This is a genomic window from Pseudomonas sp. SDO524_S393 (assembly GCF_054071875.1).
On the sequence record NZ_JBSVVZ010000048.1, the window covers coordinates 35,040 to 51,008 of the forward strand.

Below are 15,969 nucleotides of genomic sequence, written 5' to 3' on the forward strand. Positions count from 1 at the left end.
CTTACTTGGCTGCGCGCTCTTTGGCGATCAGCTGGTCGGCAACATTGAGAGTCTGCTCAGGACCACCGGAAGTGCCCAGGTCGAAACGGTATTTCCCGTTGACGATCATGGTCGGTACACCTTGCACACCGTACTTCTGCGCCAGCTCTTTAGCCTGCTTGATCTGGCCCTGGATGGCGAAGGAGTTGAAGGTGGCCAGGAACTTGTCCTTGTCGACACCCTGGGTGGCTACAAAGTCAGCCATTTCGTCCGGCTTGGTCAGGCGCTTGCCTTCTTTCTGGATCGCATTGAACACGGCGTTATGAACCTTGTGCTCCACACCCATGGCTTCCAGGGTCAGGAACAGTTGGCCGTGGGCATCCCAAGGGCCGCCGAACATGGCGGGAATGCGTTTGAAGTTCACGTCGGCAGGCAGTTTTTCGATCCATGGGTTGATGGTCGGCTCAAAGGCATAGCAGTGCGGGCAGCCGTACCAGAACAGCTCCACCACTTCGATCTTGCCGGGTACCGAGACAGGCACCGGGTTGGCCAATTCAACGTAGGTTTTACCGGCTTCAAGCGGCACGTCGGCAGCTTGCGCGGTCACACCGAAGAGGCTGGCAGTGACGAGAGCGGCGCTGAGGATCAGATTACGCATGCTTTACTCCTGGACAAATAAAGTCGCCTCACGCGACCTTTGTTGTGACAGGTCTGCGCGGGCATGAGTTCGTTAGTGTAACGGCACCAGCCACAAAAAAGGGCGGCCGGAGCCACCCTTTTTATGCTTGCATCGAGAGATTAATCGAGCGTTAACCGTCGTATTTGTATCAGTGCAGACCCTGGATGTACTGGGAAAGTGCCTCAATGTCCTTGTTGCTCATTTTATTGGAGATGGTTTGCATGATTTTGGCATCGCCGTCGTTGGTGCGATTACCTTCACGGAAGTCCGTCAGTTGCTTGGCGATGTACTGCGCATGCTGGCCGCTCAAGTGCGGGAAGCCAGCAGCGGCAAGGCCTGCGCCGTTAGGCGAGTGACAGCCGATGCACGAAGGCATGCCCTTTTCCAGGTTGCCACCACGGAACAGTTCTTCACCGTGCGCCACGACGTTTGGATCGGCAGCTCCCACACTGCCCTTCTGGCTGGCAAAATACGCCGCAATGTCGGCCATGTCCTGATCGCTGGAGTTGGCGAGCAAGCCGGTCATTTCCAGTACCGTGCGCTTGCCGTCCTTGATGTCGTGCATCTGCTTGGTCAGGTAGCGTTCGCCCTGGCCCGCCAGTTTGGGAAAGTTTGGCGCCGGGCTATTGCCATCCGGCCCGTGGCAAGCACCACACACGGCGGCTTTCGCCTGGCCCGCAGTGGCGTCGCCTGCAGCATGGGCAACACCGGTGATGCCCAAGGTCAACAGCAGACTCACGATCAGTTTGTTCATCAGCTAATCCAACTACGGCTAAGGGTTTAAGAGTTATCTACCGGGTTTACTCACCATCAACTCAATGATGGCCTGGTAATCCTCAGTACTGCAGTCCATGCACAAACCACGCGGCGGCATTGCCTTGAAACCCTGGGTCACGTGCTGCACCAACGTGTCCATGCCCTGCGCCAGTCTTGGCGCCCAGGCTGCCTGGTCACCCCGCCTGGGGGCATTGGGCAGTTGGCCGGCATGGCACGCCACGCAAACTCGGTTGTACACCGCTTCCGGATCCTGTGTAGCCTGAGCGCCGTAAAACGGAATCAGGACACCGAAAGCCAGCAACCACTTGGTCATACGTCGACCATTTCAGGGTTTGAGAGCGTTTTGCGTTCTAATGCGCAATATAGGTCTATCGCTCCCGTGAACCTCATCCTTCGCTGGGACAAAGCACACACAAAATCTGCGGCATTATATACTGGCGCTACTGAAACGGAAACGACACCGCTTGCCGCACCCTTTATCGGCACCGCCCACATCGGAAATCTCATGCAACTCAAGAATCCCATCCTCGGCCTGTGCCAACAGTCCACGTTCATGCTCAGCGCCGCCAAAGTTGACCAGTGCCCCGATGACGAAGGCTTTGAAGTCGCCTTTGCCGGCCGTTCCAACGCGGGTAAATCCAGCGCGCTGAACACCCTGACTCACGCCAGCCTGGCGCGCACGTCGAAAACCCCGGGGCGCACGCAGCTGCTCAATTTCTTCAAGCTAGACGATGATCGGCGTCTGGTCGACCTGCCGGGCTATGGATATGCAAAAGTCCCAATCCCGCTCAAGCAACACTGGCAGCGTCACCTGGAGGCTTACCTGGGTGGCCGGGAGAGCTTGAAGGGGTTGATCCTGATGATGGATATCCGTCATCCAATGACCGATTTCGACCTGTTGATGCTCGATTGGGCTGTCGCCAGCGGCATGCCAATGCACATCCTGCTGACCAAGGCGGACAAGCTGACCTACGGCGCCGCCAAGAACACATTGCTCAAAGTGCAATCCGAGATCCGCAAGGGTTGGGGTGAGGCCGTCACCATCCAGCTGTTCTCGGCGCCCAAGCGCATGGGGCTGGAAGAGGCTTACACCGTGCTGGCGGGCTGGATGGAGTTGGCGGACAAGGGCGCGGAAGTCGCGGAATAACTTTCCTGCGGGCAAAAAAAACCCCGGACTTCGTATGGGGAGGGGAAGTTCGGGGTTCAAGTTCCGGACCGCTAGGGCGGGGTCCAGATATCTGCCAACACTTAACACAACATAGGAGCATTGAAGGGCTTCACCACCCATTCAGTAACTCTGAGTAGCAGTTCACGGGTTAAGTTCCGGGCACTTCAAAAAACTATTGGAAATAACTGACGGCAATATCTGATCTAAAGCACTCTGCCACCACCCAGCGTAGTGGCAGAACCCGCGAAATCAGTGCGCTTCATCCCAATTGTTGCCCACGCCCACTTCTACCAGCAGCGGTACATCCAACTGTGCCGCAGCACTCATGTGCTCACGAATCTTCTCACTGACCTCAGCCACCAGGTCCTGCCGCACCTCCAGCACCAGTTCGTCGTGCACTTGCAGGATCACCTTGGCGTCCAGGCCGGACTCGGTCAGCCAGTTATCCACCCGTACCATAGCCTTCTTGATGATGTCTGCCGCCGTGCCCTGCATCGGCGCGTTGATCGCCGTGCGCTCGGCAGCCGCACGCTCTTGAGGCTTGTTGGAGTTGATATCCGGCAAGTACAGGCGACGCCCGAAGAACGTCTCGACATAGCCCTGGTCAGCAGCCTGGGCACGGGTGCGCTCCATGTACTCGCGAACCCCGGGATAGCGTGCGAAGTAGACGTCGATATACGCCTTGGCCGTCTTGGTGTCGACGCCGATATCCTTGCCCAGCTTCTGGGCACCCATGCCGTAGATCAGACCGAAGTTGATCGCCTTGGCACTGCGGCGCTGGTCAGATGTGACCTTGTCCAGCTCAACCTTGAACACTTCGGCCGCCGTGGCGGTGTGCACGTCCAGGTTGTCACGGAAAGCATTCATCAGCCCTTCGTCCTTGGACAGATGCGCCATGATCCGCAGTTCGATCTGCGAATAGTCCGCCGCCAGCAGCTTGTAGCCCTTGGGCGCGACGAACGCCTGGCGAATCCGCCGTCCTTCGGCAGTGCGCACCGGAATGTTCTGCAGGTTCGGATCACTGGACGACAAGCGTCCCGTCGCCGCCACTGCCTGATGATAAGAGGTGTGGATCCGCTGAGTACGCGGGTTGATTTGCTCCGGCAGCCGGTCGGTGTACGTGCTTTTGAGCTTGCTCATGCTGCGGTACTGCATCAGCACCTTGGGCAGCGGGTAGTCATCTTCGGCCAGCTTGGCCAGCACCTCTTCGGCGGTGGACGCCTGGCCCTTGCCGGTTTTCTTCAGCACCGGCATGCCGAGCTTCTCGTAGAGAATCGCCCCGAGTTGCTTGGGTGAGCCAAGATTGAACTCCTCTCCGGCGATCTCGAACGCCTGACGCTCCAGCTCGACCATCTTGTTACCCAGTTCGACGCTCTGGATACCCAGCAGCTCTTTGTCGACCAGCGCGCCCTGGCGCTCGATACGCGCCAGCACCGGTACCAGCGGTATCTCGATGTCGGTCAGCACGCCGGCCAGGCTCGGTATGGCTGAAAGCTGTGCAAACAGTTCCTGGTGCAAGCGCAGTGTCACGTCGGCATCTTCCGCCGCGTAAGGCCCGGCCTGCTCCAGCGGGATCTGATCGAACGTCAGCTGCTTGGCGCCTTTACCGGCGATGTCCTGGAAGGCGACGGTGTCATAGTCCAGATACTTCTTGGCCAGGCTGTCCATGTCATGCCGGGTCGCAGTGGAGTTGAGCACGTAGGATTCGAGCATGGTGTCGAACGCGATGCCTTGTACGGAAATACCCTGCGCAGGATCACCGCCGAGAGCGCAGTTGGCCAGGATGTTCATGTCGAACTTGGCATGCTGGCCCACCTTGAGCTTGGTCGGGTCTTCCAACAGGGGCTTCAGGGCCCGCAGCACGGTGTCGCGGTCCAGTTGTTCCGGCGCGCCGATGTAGGAATGGGTCAGCGGAATGTAGGCCGCTTCGTGGGGTTGCACGGCAAAGGAAACCCCCACCAGTTGAGCCTGCTGGGCGTCGATTCCCGTCGTCTCGGTATCGAAGGCAAACAATTTGGCGTCGTTGAGCTTCTTCAGCCACACATCGAACGTCGCTTGATCGAGGATCGTGGTGTAACTCGCCTCAACCGGCGCCACCGCGACCGCCTCAACCGGCGCCTCAGCCGCAGGAGCGGCGCTTAGCTCCACCCGCTTGGCATCACGCAGGATCTCATCGCTCCAGCTCTTGAATTCCAGCAGGGTGTACAGCTCCAGCAGCTTTTCGCGGTCCGGCTCGATCAGGTGCAGGTCATCCAGACCTACGTCCAGCACCACATCACACTTGATCGTTGCCAACTGGTAGGAAAGAAACGCACTCTCCCGATGCTCTTCGAGCTTGGCCGGCAGCGTCTTGGCACCGCGGATAGGCAGGTTCGGCACGATATCCAGTTGCTCATAAAGCTCTTTGATGCCGCCATTCACGCCTACCAGCAAACCGGACGCGGTCTTCGGCCCAATGCCCGGTACACCCGGAATGTTGTCGGACGAATCGCCCATCAGCGCCAGATAGTCGATGATCTGCTCGGGAGCGACGCCAAATTTCTCCTTTACGCCCTCGATGTCCATCGAACTACCGGTCATGGTGTTGACCAAGGTAATGTGCCCGTCCACCAGTTGCGCCATGTCCTTGTCACCGGTGGAAATCACCACCGGTCGGCTGGCGGCCGCGCTGCTGCGGGCCAGTGTGCCGATCACGTCATCGGCCTCGACGCCCTCGACGCACAACAGCGGGAAACCCAGGGCGATGACGCTCTGATGCAGCGGCTCGATCTGCAGGCGCATGTCGTCGGGCATGCTCGGGCGATTAGCCTTGTATTCGGCGTACATCTCATCGCGAAAGGTCCCACCCTTGGCGTCGAAAACAACGGCAAACGGGCTGTCCGGGTACTGCTTGCGCAGGCTTTTGAGCATGTTCAACACGCCCTTGACCGCGCCGGTGGGCAGGCCTTTTGAGGTGGTGAGCGGTGGCAGCGCATGGAAGGCGCGGTACAGATACGAAGAACCGTCCACCAGGACGAGGGGGGCTTGGCTCATGAGCAGGATCAACCTTTTCGGCGGGTCAGGCGCTAGAATAGCCGGACCAATGACGACAAAGGGACAAGGTTATCATGCGTACAGCGAATCGCTTGTTGTTGACCGGCTTGATTGCATTCTTGCCGCTGGCCGCCACGGCAGCCGACACCGCACCCTCGAGTGACCCGGATGTGACGATCCGCACCGAAGGCGACAAGGAAATCCGGGAATACCGCCAAAACGGCTTCCTGTACGCGATCAAGGTAACCCCGAAAGGCGCCCCGCCGTACTTCCTGGTACGTGCGGACGGAACCGATGCGAACTTCATCCGTTCCGACCAGCCGGATATGCTGATCCCGTCATGGAAGATCTTCGAATGGAAATGATTTCTTAACTTCAATTGGCGCCGCACACCGCGGCGCCCGTACTGGCAGTTTTAACCATGTCTGTGTTCACCCCCCTGGCTCGGCCCGAGCTGGAAACCTTTCTCGCCCCTTACGGCCTCGGCCGCCTGATCGACTTCCAGGGGATTGCCGCCGGTAGCGAAAACACCAACTTCTTCATCAGCCTGGAACAAGGCGAGTTCGTACTGACCCTGGTCGAGCGCGGTCCTGTCGCGGAAATGCCATTCTTCATCGAACTGCTCGACGTGCTGCACGATGCCGACCTGCCCGTGCCGTATGCCCTGCGGACCACCGAAGGCGTAGCCTTGCGCGAGCTGAAGGGCAAGCCGGCGCTGCTGCAACCGCGCCTGGCCGGCAAACACATCAAGGACGCCAACTCGCAACATTGCAGCCAAGTGGGTGAGCTGCTTGGCCACCTGCACCTGGCGACCCAAGGCGACAACGTGCTGGAGCGCAAGACCGATCGCGGGCTGGATTGGATGCTCAGTGAAGGCACGCAGCTGATTTCGCACTTGAACGACGCCCAGCAGCGCCTGTTGCAGGACGCACTGACCGAGATCGAAGCCCACAAAGCCCAAATCCTCGCCCTGCCGCGCGCCAACGTGCACGCCGACCTGTTCCGCGACAACGCCATGTTCGAAGGCACGCATCTGACAGGCCTGATCGACTTCTACAACGCCTGCTCCGGCCCGATGCTGTACGACGTTGCGATTGCCCTGAACGACTGGTGTTCGGACGCCGATGGCGTGATCGACGGGCCACGCGCGCGCGCGTTGCTGGGTGCCTACGCCGCCCTGCGGCCCTTCACCGCCAAGGAAGCCGAGTTGTGGCCGACGATGCTGCGCGTGGCGTGTGTGCGCTTTTGGTTGTCACGCTTGATTGCAGCGGAATCCTTTGCCGGGCAAGACGTGTTGATCCATGACCCAGCGGAATTCGAGCATCGACTGGCGCAGCGTCAGCAGGTCACCCTGCAACTTCCGTTAGCGCTCTAAAACGCCACTCGGTCAATGTGGGAGTGGCAAGCCAGCTCCCACATGGATCAGCCGGTCTGAGTCAGAGCGACTCCAGGCAACCCGCCAAATCATTCCCCAACTTCTCCAGCACCTGCTCATACCCCTGGGCGGTGGCTGGCGTGTAGCCGCCCAACGCATCCAGCTCAGCCAGCTTCACCGGCAGGCCAGTCACCAGCGTTTCAGCCAGGCGCGGGCGCAACGGCGGCTCGCTGAACACGCACGTCTTGCCCACCTCCTGCAAACGCGTACGCATCGCCGCTACATGCTGCGCGCCCGGTTGCACTTCGGCAGCAACACTGAACACACCGGCGTGTTTGAGCCCATAGGTGTCTTCGAAATAATCAAACGCCTCGTGGAACACGAAGTAGGGCTTGTCGCCAATCCCGGCCAAACGCGTTTTCAGCCGTGCATCCAGAGCGTCCAGACGGCCAGCGAACGCCTTCGCATTGCTCTGGTAACGCGCGGCGTTGGCCGGGTCGGCGGCACTCAGGTCGGCAGCCATGCGTGCAGCGATCACGCGCGCATTGACCGTCGACAGCCACAAATGCGCATCCAGGCTGCCTGGGCGGTGATCGTGATCGTGTTCGTCGGCTTCATCGGCGTGTGAGTGGCTATCTTCGGCGAAACGACGCAGTTTCATCCCCGGCAAATCCTGTACTGCGACCGTTGGTGCTGTACGACCTTTCAACACGCGCGGCAGGAAGCTCTCCATATCTGGGCCAATCCAGTACAGCAGGTCCACCGATTGCACGCGCCGTACGTCGGATGGGCGCAAGGCATAGTTATGCGGCGAAGCGCCCGGCGGCAGCAGCACCTCTGGAACGGCTACGCCGTCCTGCACAGCGGCGGCGATCAACTGCAGCGGCTTGATGCTGGTCAGCACCTTGACCTCGGCCTGAGCGACGCCGCTCATGAACAAACTGGTGACAAATACGACAAAAACGGGAAAAAGTCGGGACACGATGACCACTCAATGGTGTAGGAACGGGTAACATAATAACGTCTCTATCAAATGTCTGTCGCCGCTCATGCCTAAAACACCGCTTGCCAGCCGTCCCCACGACCACTCTCACTGCGTCCACACCGCGCTGTCAGAGGCCGATACCCTGTGCACACAGAAGGGTCTGCGCCTGACCGCCCTGCGTCGTCGCGTGCTGGAACTGGTGTGGCAAAGCCACAAACCGCTGGGCGCCTACGACATTCTTGGCGTGCTCAGCGAACAGGACGGCCGGCGCGCCGCGCCACCGACCGTCTACCGCGCGCTGGATTTCCTGCTGGAAAACGGCTTGGTGCACCGCATCGCCTCGCTGAACGCCTTCGTCGGCTGCAGCCACCCGGAGCACGCGCATCAGGGCCAGTTCCTGATCTGCCGCGAGTGCCACGCCGCCATCGAGCTCGAACAAAAAAGCATCAGCGACGCCATCATCAAGAGTTCCACCGAGGTTGGCTTCCAGGTCGAGGGGCAAACGGTTGAAGTGGTCGGCCTCTGCTCAGGTTGCCAGGGGGCTTGATGAGCAATGCGTTAATCCGCCTGGAGCAGGTCGGGGTCACGTTTGCCGGGCAAAACGTGCTGGACAACATCGCGCTGAGCGTGGAGCCCGGGCAGATCGTCACCCTGATCGGCCCCAATGGCGCCGGCAAGACCACCCTGGTGCGCGCCGTACTCGGCCTGCTCAAGCCCGACAGCGGCAGCGTCTGGCGCAAGCCCAGGCTGCGCGTCGGCTACATGCCGCAAAAGCTCCACGTGGACCCGACACTGCCGTTGTCGGTGTTGCGCTTCCTGCGCCTGGTGCCGGGTGTGGACCGTGCCCGGGCACAAGCGGCGCTCAAGGAAGTCGGTGCCGAACAGGTCATCGACAGCCCGGTGCAAAGCATCTCCGGCGGCGAAATGCAGCGCGTGCTGCTGGCCCGCGCCCTGTTGCGCGAACCGGAACTGCTGGTGCTGGATGAACCCGTGCAGGGCGTCGACGTGGCCGGCCAGGCCGAGCTGTACAGCCTGATCACCCGTCTGCGCGACCGCCATGGCTGTGGCGTGCTGATGGTTTCCCACGACCTGCACCTGGTCATGAGCACCACCGATCAGGTGGTGTGCCTCAACCGTCACGTGTGCTGCTCCGGCCACCCGGAACAGGTCAGCGGCGACCCGGCATTCGTCGAGCTGTTCGGCAAGAACGCGCCAAGCCTGGCGATCTACCACCACCATCACGACCACGCCCATGACCTGCATGGTGCCGTGGTTGACGATCCCGCCGCCCCTCACGTTCATGGAGATAGCTGCAAGCATGGCTGATTTTCTGCTCTACGCCCTGCTCGCAGGCTTGGCTTTGGCACTGGTAGCAGGCCCGCTGGGCTCGTTCGTGGTCTGGCGCCGCATGGCTTATTTTGGCGACACGTTGTCGCACGCCGCGCTCCTGGGCGTGGCCCTGGGCTTTTTGCTGGATGTGAGCCCAACTCTCGCCGTGACCGTGGGCTGCCTGCTGCTCGCGGTGTTGCTGGTCACCCTGCAACAGCGTCAGCCACTGGCTTCCGATACGTTGTTGGGTATCCTGGCGCCGAGCACCTTGTCCCTGGGCCTGGTGGTACTCAGCTTCATGCACGAAGTGCGCATCGACCTGATGGCCTACCTGTTCGGCGACCTGTTGGCCATCAGCACCACGGACCTTGCGTGGATCCTCGGCGGCAGCGCAGCCGTGCTGGTGCTGCTGGTGTCGCTGTGGCGCCCGCTGCTGGCGATCACCGTGCATGAAGAGCTGGCCACCGTGGAAGGGCTGCCCGTGCCGACCCTGCGCATGGCCCTGATGTTGTTGATCGCCGTGGTGATCGCTGTCGCGATGAAGATTGTCGGCGTATTGTTGATCACATCGCTGCTGATCATTCCCGCAGCCGCCGCCCAGCGCCACGCCCGTTCACCGGAGCAAATGGCGATCGGCGCCAGCCTGCTGGGGATGCTTGCAGTCTGTGGGGGCCTGGCGTTGTCCTGGTTCAAGGACACGCCAGCCGGGCCATCGATCGTGGTCACGGCCGCCGCCCTGTTTCTGCTGAGTTTTGTCCTGCCCCGTCGAGGGGTGTAGACTTGCTCGCTTTTTGCGCAAATAGAGAGTCGCAGGAATGAAGCCGTTCACCTCCCGTTATCTGCTCCTTGCCGCATTTTCCCTGCTGCTGGGCGCCTGTCAAAGCACACCGCCCGCCGCCCCCGAGGTGCCGGACGCCCGTGCTGCGGCCATCGCACAGCTGGAGCAAAACCTCGCCAGCAGCGAGCTGGCCACCGCCGAAGACGAACTGGCCGCCTTGCAGGCCCAGTCGCCCAACGACCCGACCCTGGAACCCTACCAGCGCCAATTGGCCGAGGCCTACCTGCAGCGCAGCCAGATCGTGTTGCAAAAAGGTGATGTCAACGCCGCCGCCACGGCCCTGAGCCGAGCCCGCGCACTGATGCCCAAGGCGCCCGCGCTGACCGGCGGCGTAAACAGCGCCATCACCCACGCCCGCAAAGCCGAGCTGGACAAGGCCGAAGCCGCCCTGAAAGCCGCCGAAGCCAAACCGGCCGCCAAAGTCATCGACCCGGCCGCGCAGAGCACCACCGTGGCGTTGAACATCAACGATATCGAAGAACTTCGCCACCAACTGGATGCGATCGCCACCGATGTGGTGAATTACCAGTGCGAGGTGAGCATCCAGGCGCCGCGGACCCAGGATTATCCCTGGTTGGCCACGTTGCTGACCAAGCGAGTCAAGCGCATTGACGCTGGGTATGACTTGAAGATTCACCGGCAGATCCTGAAGCATGTGCCGGCGCAAGTTGTGTTGATTCCGCACAAATCGGAATGAAGCAAAAGCATCGCAGGCAAGCCAGCTCCCACCTTTGAACTGTGAATACATTCAGAGGTGGGCTTGCCTGCGATAACAGTCTGATAAATCACCAGATCCTTAAGCCGGAATCGCCTTGGCCTTCGCCTCCCGGTCCCAAACCCGATGCTGGGCGATGGCTGCAACGAATGCCTTCAACGCCTTGGCATCGCCACCCACGATCAACCCCGCATCCGCCTCCAGCCGCAACACCGTCAACAACTGCTTCGCCTCACCGGCCAGGGCAATCGCCTTCAGATGCTTGTAGGCTTCCAGCAGATAATGCAGCGCGACGCCATCTTCGCCCAACGCCTTCACCGATGCAGCGCCTCCCGGCACGAACACCGCGTCGAACGCTACCGACGGCAAGCCCTCCATGGACGCGTCCACCTTCAGGCTCTTGCCATCCGCCGTCATGACCGGCGCCGAGGTCGGCCCGAGCAACTTGGCATGGGCACCCTCGGCCTCGAGCACTTTCTTCAAGGCTGCAATCGCCGCCCCATCCACGCCGTTGGCCGCCAGAATCGCGACTTTGCGCGTTTTGATGTCGCCCGACAGCAAATTGGCCTGACTCAGCGCCGGCGAGCGTGAAAGAGAAGTCTCGCGCGGCGCCACGGAGCCCTTCTTCGGCACCGGCAAGCCGAGGTTCTGCGCCACACGCTTGGCCAGCTCGAGGTCGATATTGGCGAGGATCTCATTGACCTGGCGCGCACGAATGAACTCACGTTCGACCTTGCCCAACTCAAAGCTGTACGCCGCGATGATGTGCTCTTGCTCATGCTTGGTCATGCTGCGAAAGAACAGGCGGGCCTGGGAGAAATGATCGCCAAAGGATTCGCTGCGCTCACGCACTTTATGGGCGTCGATACGCTCGTGATACGACTCGAAACCGCCGTCCTGTGCGGCGGGCGGCGTTTCCTTGGGCCAACCGCCATCGATCGAATTCGGCTCGTAAGAGGCGCGCCCTTTATCGACGGTGATGCGATGCATGGCATCGCGCTGGCCGTTATGAAACGGCGACACCGGCCGGTTGATCGGCAACTCATGGAAATTCGGGCCACCCAGTCGGCTGATCTGCGTATCGGTGTAGGAAAACAACCGACCTTGCAGCAGCGGATCATTGGAAAAATCGATGCCCGGTACGATATGGCCAGGGCAGAACGCAACCTGTTCGACCTCGGCAAAGTAGTTATCCGGGTTGCGGTTAAGCACCATCTTGCCCAACGGCGTGATCGGAACCAGCTCCTCGGGGATCAGTTTGGTCGGGTCCAGGATGTCGAAATCGAAAGCGTGCTCCTTGTCTTCGGGGATCACCTGGACGCCCAACTCCCATTCCGGGTAATCGCCACCCTCGATGGCTTCCCACAGGTCACGCCTGTGGTAGTCGGTATCTTTGCCTGCGAGCTTCTGCGCTTCGTCCCACACCAGAGAACAGGTGCCGACCGTTGGGCGCCAATGGAACTTGACGAAATTGGACTGCCCCTTGGCGTTGATGAAACGGAAGGTGTGCACGCCAAACCCCTGCATGCTGCGAAGGCTCTTAGGAATGGCCCGGTCGGACATGGCCCAGATCACCATATGCGCCGATTCCGGCTGCAATGACACAAAATCCCAGAAGGTATCGTGCGCCGAGCCGCCTGTGGGAATCTCGTTATGCGGCTCAGGTTTGACCGCATGCACGAAGTCGGGAAACTTGATGGCGTCCTGTATGAAAAATACCGGCATGTTGTTGCCCACCAAGTCGAAGTTGCCTTCGTCGGTGAAGAACTTCACGGCAAAACCGCGCACGTCACGCACCGTATCGCCGGAGCCCCGCGGGCCCTGCACCGTGGAAAAGCGTACGAACACCGGCGTTTTGTGGCCGGGATCGCGCAGGAACCCGGCCTTGGTCAAGGCCGAATGGTTTTCATAAGACTGGAAGTAGCCATGGGCGCCGGTACCTCGGGCGTGGACGATGCGCTCCGGAATGCGCTCATGGTCAAAATGCGTGATTTTTTCGCGCATGATGAAGTCTTCCAGCAGCGAGGGCCCGCGCGCACCCACCTTCAAGCTGTTCTGGTTGTCGGCAATCTTCACGCCCTGGTTGGTGCGCAGGGCCTGGCCGGTGGCATCGGAACGAAAGGTTTCAAGGCTTTGCAGCTTGGCGTTGGTATTGCCACGGTCCAGCGTGTCAGTGCCGGCAAGCTCACTGTTCGGCGGGGTAACGGGCTTCTTGGTACTCATCAGGCATGACTCCTTATCCAAAGTGGCCAGAGCGGTCCCCGGCTCGTTTGAGCGAAAACCCAGGCACGGCACCTGGGAAAACGAGTTGCCTAACTAGTGACTGATGGGGTTTTGGGCCGTTCCTTTTTTATGACCTTTGATTGCGTTATTGCCAAATCGCTGGATGAATACGAAATAAATGCTAAGAAACGCTATACGGACAGGCTAAAATGCGCGCCCGGCTAACCGCTGATCCCTTTTCCATGCGCCCCACAAGGTTCGCTACGTGATCGAGTTTCATAACGTCCATAAAACCTACCGCGTCGCCGGTAAGGATATCCCCGCACTGCACGCCACCAGCCTGCGTGTCGAGAACGGCCAGGTGTTCGGCCTGATCGGCCATTCGGGTGCGGGCAAAAGTACGCTGTTGCGCCTGATCAACCGCCTGGAGCAACCCAGCGGCGGCCAGATCCTGGTCGACGGCGAAGAAGTCACCGCCCTGGACGCCAACGGCCTGCGCCGTTTCCGTCAGCAGGTCGGGATGATCTTCCAACACTTCAACCTGCTGGCGTCCAAGACCGTCGCCGATAACGTGGCACTGCCGCTGACCCTGGCCGGCGAGCTGTCGCGCAAGGAAATCGACCTGCGCGTGGCTGAACTGCTGGCGCGCGTTGGCTTGTCGGACCACGCAAAAAAGTACCCGGCGCAACTGTCGGGCGGCCAGAAACAACGCGTCGGCATCGCCCGCGCCCTGGCGACCAAGCCAAAGATTCTGCTGTGCGACGAAGCCACCAGCGCCCTCGACCCGCAGACTACCGCCTCGGTCTTGCAACTGCTGGCCGAGATCAATCGCGAACTGAAGCTGACCATCGTGTTGATCACCCACGAAATGGACGTGATCCGCCGTGTCTGCGACCAGGTGGCCGTGATGGACGCCGGCGTGATCGTCGAGCAAGGCTCTGTTGCCGAAGTTTTCCTGCACCCCAAGCACCCGACCACCAAACGCTTCGTGCAAGAAGCCGAGCAGGTCGACGAGAGCGAGCAGCGTGATGACTTCGCCCACGTACCGGGCCGTATCGTGCGCCTGACGTTCCAGGGTGAAGCGACCTACGCGCCGCTGCTGGGCACCGTCGCCCGAGAAACGGGCGTGGACTACAGCATCCTCGCCGGTCGTATCGACCGCATAAAAGACATCCCCTACGGGCAACTGACCCTCGCCGTCACCGGCGGCGACATGGACGCCGCCTTCGCGCGCTTCACCGCCGCCGATGTCCACATGGAGGTGCTGCGCTGATGGAAACCCTGTTGAGTTTCTTCGCCAATATCGACTGGTCCGAAATCTGGCTGGCCACGGGCGACACCATGACCATGCTGTTCGGTTCGCTGTTTTTCACCGTGGTGCTGGGCCTGCCCCTGGGCGTGTTGCTGTTCCTGACCAGCCCACGCCAGTTGTTCGAACAGAAAGGCCTGTACGCCCTGCTGTCGCTGATCGTGAACATCCTGCGCTCGCTGCCGTTCATTATCCTGCTGATCGTGATGATCCCGTTCACCGTGCTCATCACCGGCACGTCCCTCGGCGTGGCCGGCGCGATCCCGCCGCTGGTCGTCGGCGCCACGCCGTTCTTTGCGCGGCTGGTGGAAACCGCTCTGCGCGAAGTGGACCGCGGCATCATCGAAGCCACCCAGTCCATGGGCGCCAGTACCCGCCAGATCATCACCAATGCCTTGCTGCCTGAGGCCCGTCCCGGCATTTTCGCGGCGATTACGGTGACGGCAATTACACTGGTTTCCTACACCGCCATGGCGGGTGTCGTAGGGGCCGGCGGCCTGGGCGATCTGGCGATCCGTTTCGGCTACCAGCGCTTCCAGACTGACGTGATGGTGGTCACCGTGGTGATGCTGCTGGTGCTGGTGCAAATTCTGCAAACCGTCGGCGACAAGCTGGTGGTGCATTTCTCTCGAAAATAACGGCCATTGCCGGCCCCCCCCCCGCCGGCACATGCCCGAACAAGGAGCTTGTTGGATGAAAAAACTACTGGTTGCTTTCGCTGCCGTTGCCGCGTTTTCCGCCCACGCCGCCGAGACCCTGACCGTCGCGGCCTCGCCGGTACCGCACGCGGAAATCCTCGAATTCGTGAAACCTGCCCTCGCCAAAGAAGGCGTGGACCTGCAGGTCAAAGTCTTCACCGACTACGTACAGCCAAACGTACAAGTGGCCGAGAAGCGCCTGGACGCCAACTTCTTCCAGCACCAGCCGTACCTGGATGAGTTCAACAAGGCCAAGGGCACCCACCTGGTCAGCGTCGGCGCCGTGCACCTGGAGCCCCTGGGCGCTTACTCCAGCAAGTACAAAAAGCTGGACGAACTGCCAAGCGGTGCCAACGTGGTGATCCCGAACGATGCCACCAACGGTGGTCGTGCGCTGTTGCTGCTGGCCAAGAACGGTGTGATCACCCTGAAGGACCCGAGCAACATCCTGTCGACCATCAAAGACATCACCGCCAACCCTAAAGGCCTGAAGTTCCGCGAACTGGAAGCCGCCACCCTGCCGCGCGTGCTGACCCAGGTCGACCTGGCGCTGATCAACACCAACTATGCCCTGGAAGCCAAGCTGGATCCTTCCAAGGACGCACTGGTCATCGAAGGCAGCGACTCGCCTTACGTGAACATTCTGGTGACCCGCGAAGACAACAAGGATTCGGACGCCGTGAAGAAGCTGGTAGCCGCCCTGCACACGCCTGAAGTGAAGAAATTCATCGAAGAGAAGTACAAAGGCGCGATCAAGCCGGCGTTCTGATCTCAACTGATCTTTGTAACACCGAAGATCAAAAAATGTGGGAGCGGGCTTGCTCGCGAATGCAGAGTGTCAGTCAATACATTCGTGACTGA

The 15,969-nt window shown here is 60.6% G+C and carries 16 protein-coding genes; 10 read left to right on the top strand and 6 right to left on the bottom strand.

Going from position 1 to position 15,969, the window contains the following annotated elements; genetic code table 11:
- Position 1 precedes the first annotated feature (1 nt).
- The 3 genes from dsbA to ACW9IB_RS20065 form a co-directional block, all read right to left on the bottom strand.
- Complete coding sequence (gene dsbA, locus ACW9IB_RS20055) at positions 2-637, bottom strand: thiol:disulfide interchange protein DsbA (RefSeq protein ID WP_457367370.1); 636 nt, start codon at positions 635-637, stop codon at positions 2-4.
- 169 nt (positions 638-806) lie between these two features.
- Positions 807-1,412, bottom strand: coding sequence for a c-type cytochrome (locus ACW9IB_RS20060; protein WP_457367371.1), 606 nt, complete (start codon positions 1,410-1,412; stop codon positions 807-809).
- A 33-nt stretch (positions 1,413-1,445) separates the two neighbouring features.
- A complete protein-coding gene (locus tag ACW9IB_RS20065; RefSeq protein ID WP_457415114.1) occupies positions 1,446-1,748 on the bottom strand; it encodes a c-type cytochrome in 303 nt (100 codons plus the stop codon).
- A 192-nt stretch (positions 1,749-1,940) separates the two neighbouring features.
- Here ACW9IB_RS20065 and yihA point away from each other — a divergent pair, with 192 nt between their 5' ends.
- Entirely contained in the window at positions 1,941-2,582 is a 642-nt protein-coding gene (gene yihA, locus ACW9IB_RS20070) for a ribosome biogenesis GTP-binding protein YihA/YsxC (RefSeq protein WP_457367373.1), read from the top strand.
- A gap of 270 nt (positions 2,583-2,852) precedes the next feature.
- Here the strand turns inward: yihA and polA are convergent, their stop codons facing one another.
- Positions 2,853-5,636, bottom strand: a complete 2,784-nt coding sequence (polA, locus tag ACW9IB_RS20075) for a DNA polymerase I (protein WP_457415116.1) — start codon at positions 5,634-5,636, stop codon at positions 2,853-2,855.
- Between the two features lie 74 nt (positions 5,637-5,710).
- Here polA and ACW9IB_RS20080 point away from each other — a divergent pair, with 74 nt between their 5' ends.
- Both ACW9IB_RS20080 and ACW9IB_RS20085 read left to right on the top strand, forming a co-directional pair.
- Entirely contained in the window at positions 5,711-6,001 is a 291-nt protein-coding gene (locus ACW9IB_RS20080) for a DUF2782 domain-containing protein (RefSeq protein WP_457367375.1), read from the top strand.
- Positions 6,002-6,057: 56 nt separating this feature from the next.
- Complete coding sequence (locus ACW9IB_RS20085) at positions 6,058-7,011, top strand: homoserine kinase (RefSeq protein ID WP_457415118.1); 954 nt, start codon at positions 6,058-6,060, stop codon at positions 7,009-7,011.
- A 61-nt stretch (positions 7,012-7,072) separates the two neighbouring features.
- On the opposite strand, the gene ACW9IB_RS20090 is transcribed toward ACW9IB_RS20085, so the two are convergent.
- Positions 7,073-8,002 carry a zinc ABC transporter substrate-binding protein gene (locus ACW9IB_RS20090; RefSeq protein ID WP_457415120.1) on the bottom strand — a complete coding sequence of 310 codons (930 nt, stop codon included), beginning with the start codon at positions 8,000-8,002 and terminating at the stop codon, positions 7,073-7,075.
- Between the two features lie 58 nt (positions 8,003-8,060).
- Between ACW9IB_RS20090 and ACW9IB_RS20095 the strand changes: the two genes are divergently transcribed.
- From ACW9IB_RS20095 to ACW9IB_RS20110, 4 genes are read left to right on the top strand one after another with little or no spacing between them, the layout of a single operon-like run.
- The gene (locus tag ACW9IB_RS20095; RefSeq protein ID WP_457367378.1) at positions 8,061-8,543 is read left to right on the top strand and encodes a Fur family transcriptional regulator; all 483 of its coding nucleotides are present in this window, start codon (positions 8,061-8,063) and stop codon (positions 8,541-8,543) included.
- Positions 8,543-9,322, top strand: a complete 780-nt coding sequence (gene znuC, locus ACW9IB_RS20100; RefSeq protein ID WP_457415122.1) for a zinc ABC transporter ATP-binding protein ZnuC — start codon at positions 8,543-8,545, stop codon at positions 9,320-9,322. Before ACW9IB_RS20095 ends, znuC begins: the two co-directional genes overlap by 1 nt.
- Positions 9,315-10,103 (top strand): zinc ABC transporter permease subunit ZnuB, encoded by a 789-nt coding sequence (gene znuB / locus ACW9IB_RS20105; RefSeq protein WP_457367380.1) that lies wholly within the window; start codon positions 9,315-9,317, stop codon positions 10,101-10,103. The genes znuC and znuB overlap by 8 nt, the downstream gene beginning before the upstream one ends.
- Before the next feature lie 37 nt (positions 10,104-10,140).
- Positions 10,141-10,860 (top strand): PA5502 family lipoprotein, encoded by a 720-nt coding sequence (locus tag ACW9IB_RS20110; RefSeq protein WP_457367381.1) that lies wholly within the window; start codon positions 10,141-10,143, stop codon positions 10,858-10,860.
- A gap of 99 nt (positions 10,861-10,959) precedes the next feature.
- Here the strand turns inward: ACW9IB_RS20110 and katE are convergent, their stop codons facing one another.
- Positions 10,960-13,173, bottom strand: a complete 2,214-nt coding sequence (gene katE, locus ACW9IB_RS20115) for a catalase HPII (protein WP_457415123.1) — start codon at positions 13,171-13,173, stop codon at positions 10,960-10,962.
- Positions 13,174-13,366: 193 nt separating this feature from the next.
- Here katE and ACW9IB_RS20120 point away from each other — a divergent pair, with 193 nt between their 5' ends.
- From ACW9IB_RS20120 to ACW9IB_RS20130, 3 genes are read left to right on the top strand one after another with little or no spacing between them, the layout of a single operon-like run.
- A complete protein-coding gene (locus ACW9IB_RS20120; protein WP_457415125.1) occupies positions 13,367-14,374 on the top strand; it encodes a methionine ABC transporter ATP-binding protein in 1,008 nt (335 codons plus the stop codon).
- Positions 14,374-15,048: a methionine ABC transporter permease gene (locus tag ACW9IB_RS20125; protein WP_236411345.1), complete on the top strand. Its 675-nt coding sequence runs from the start codon at positions 14,374-14,376 to the stop codon at positions 15,046-15,048. Before ACW9IB_RS20120 ends, ACW9IB_RS20125 begins: the two co-directional genes overlap by 1 nt.
- A gap of 55 nt (positions 15,049-15,103) precedes the next feature.
- Entirely contained in the window at positions 15,104-15,877 is a 774-nt protein-coding gene (locus ACW9IB_RS20130) for a MetQ/NlpA family ABC transporter substrate-binding protein (protein ID WP_457415126.1), read from the top strand.
- The last annotated feature ends 92 nt before the right edge of the window (positions 15,878-15,969 follow it).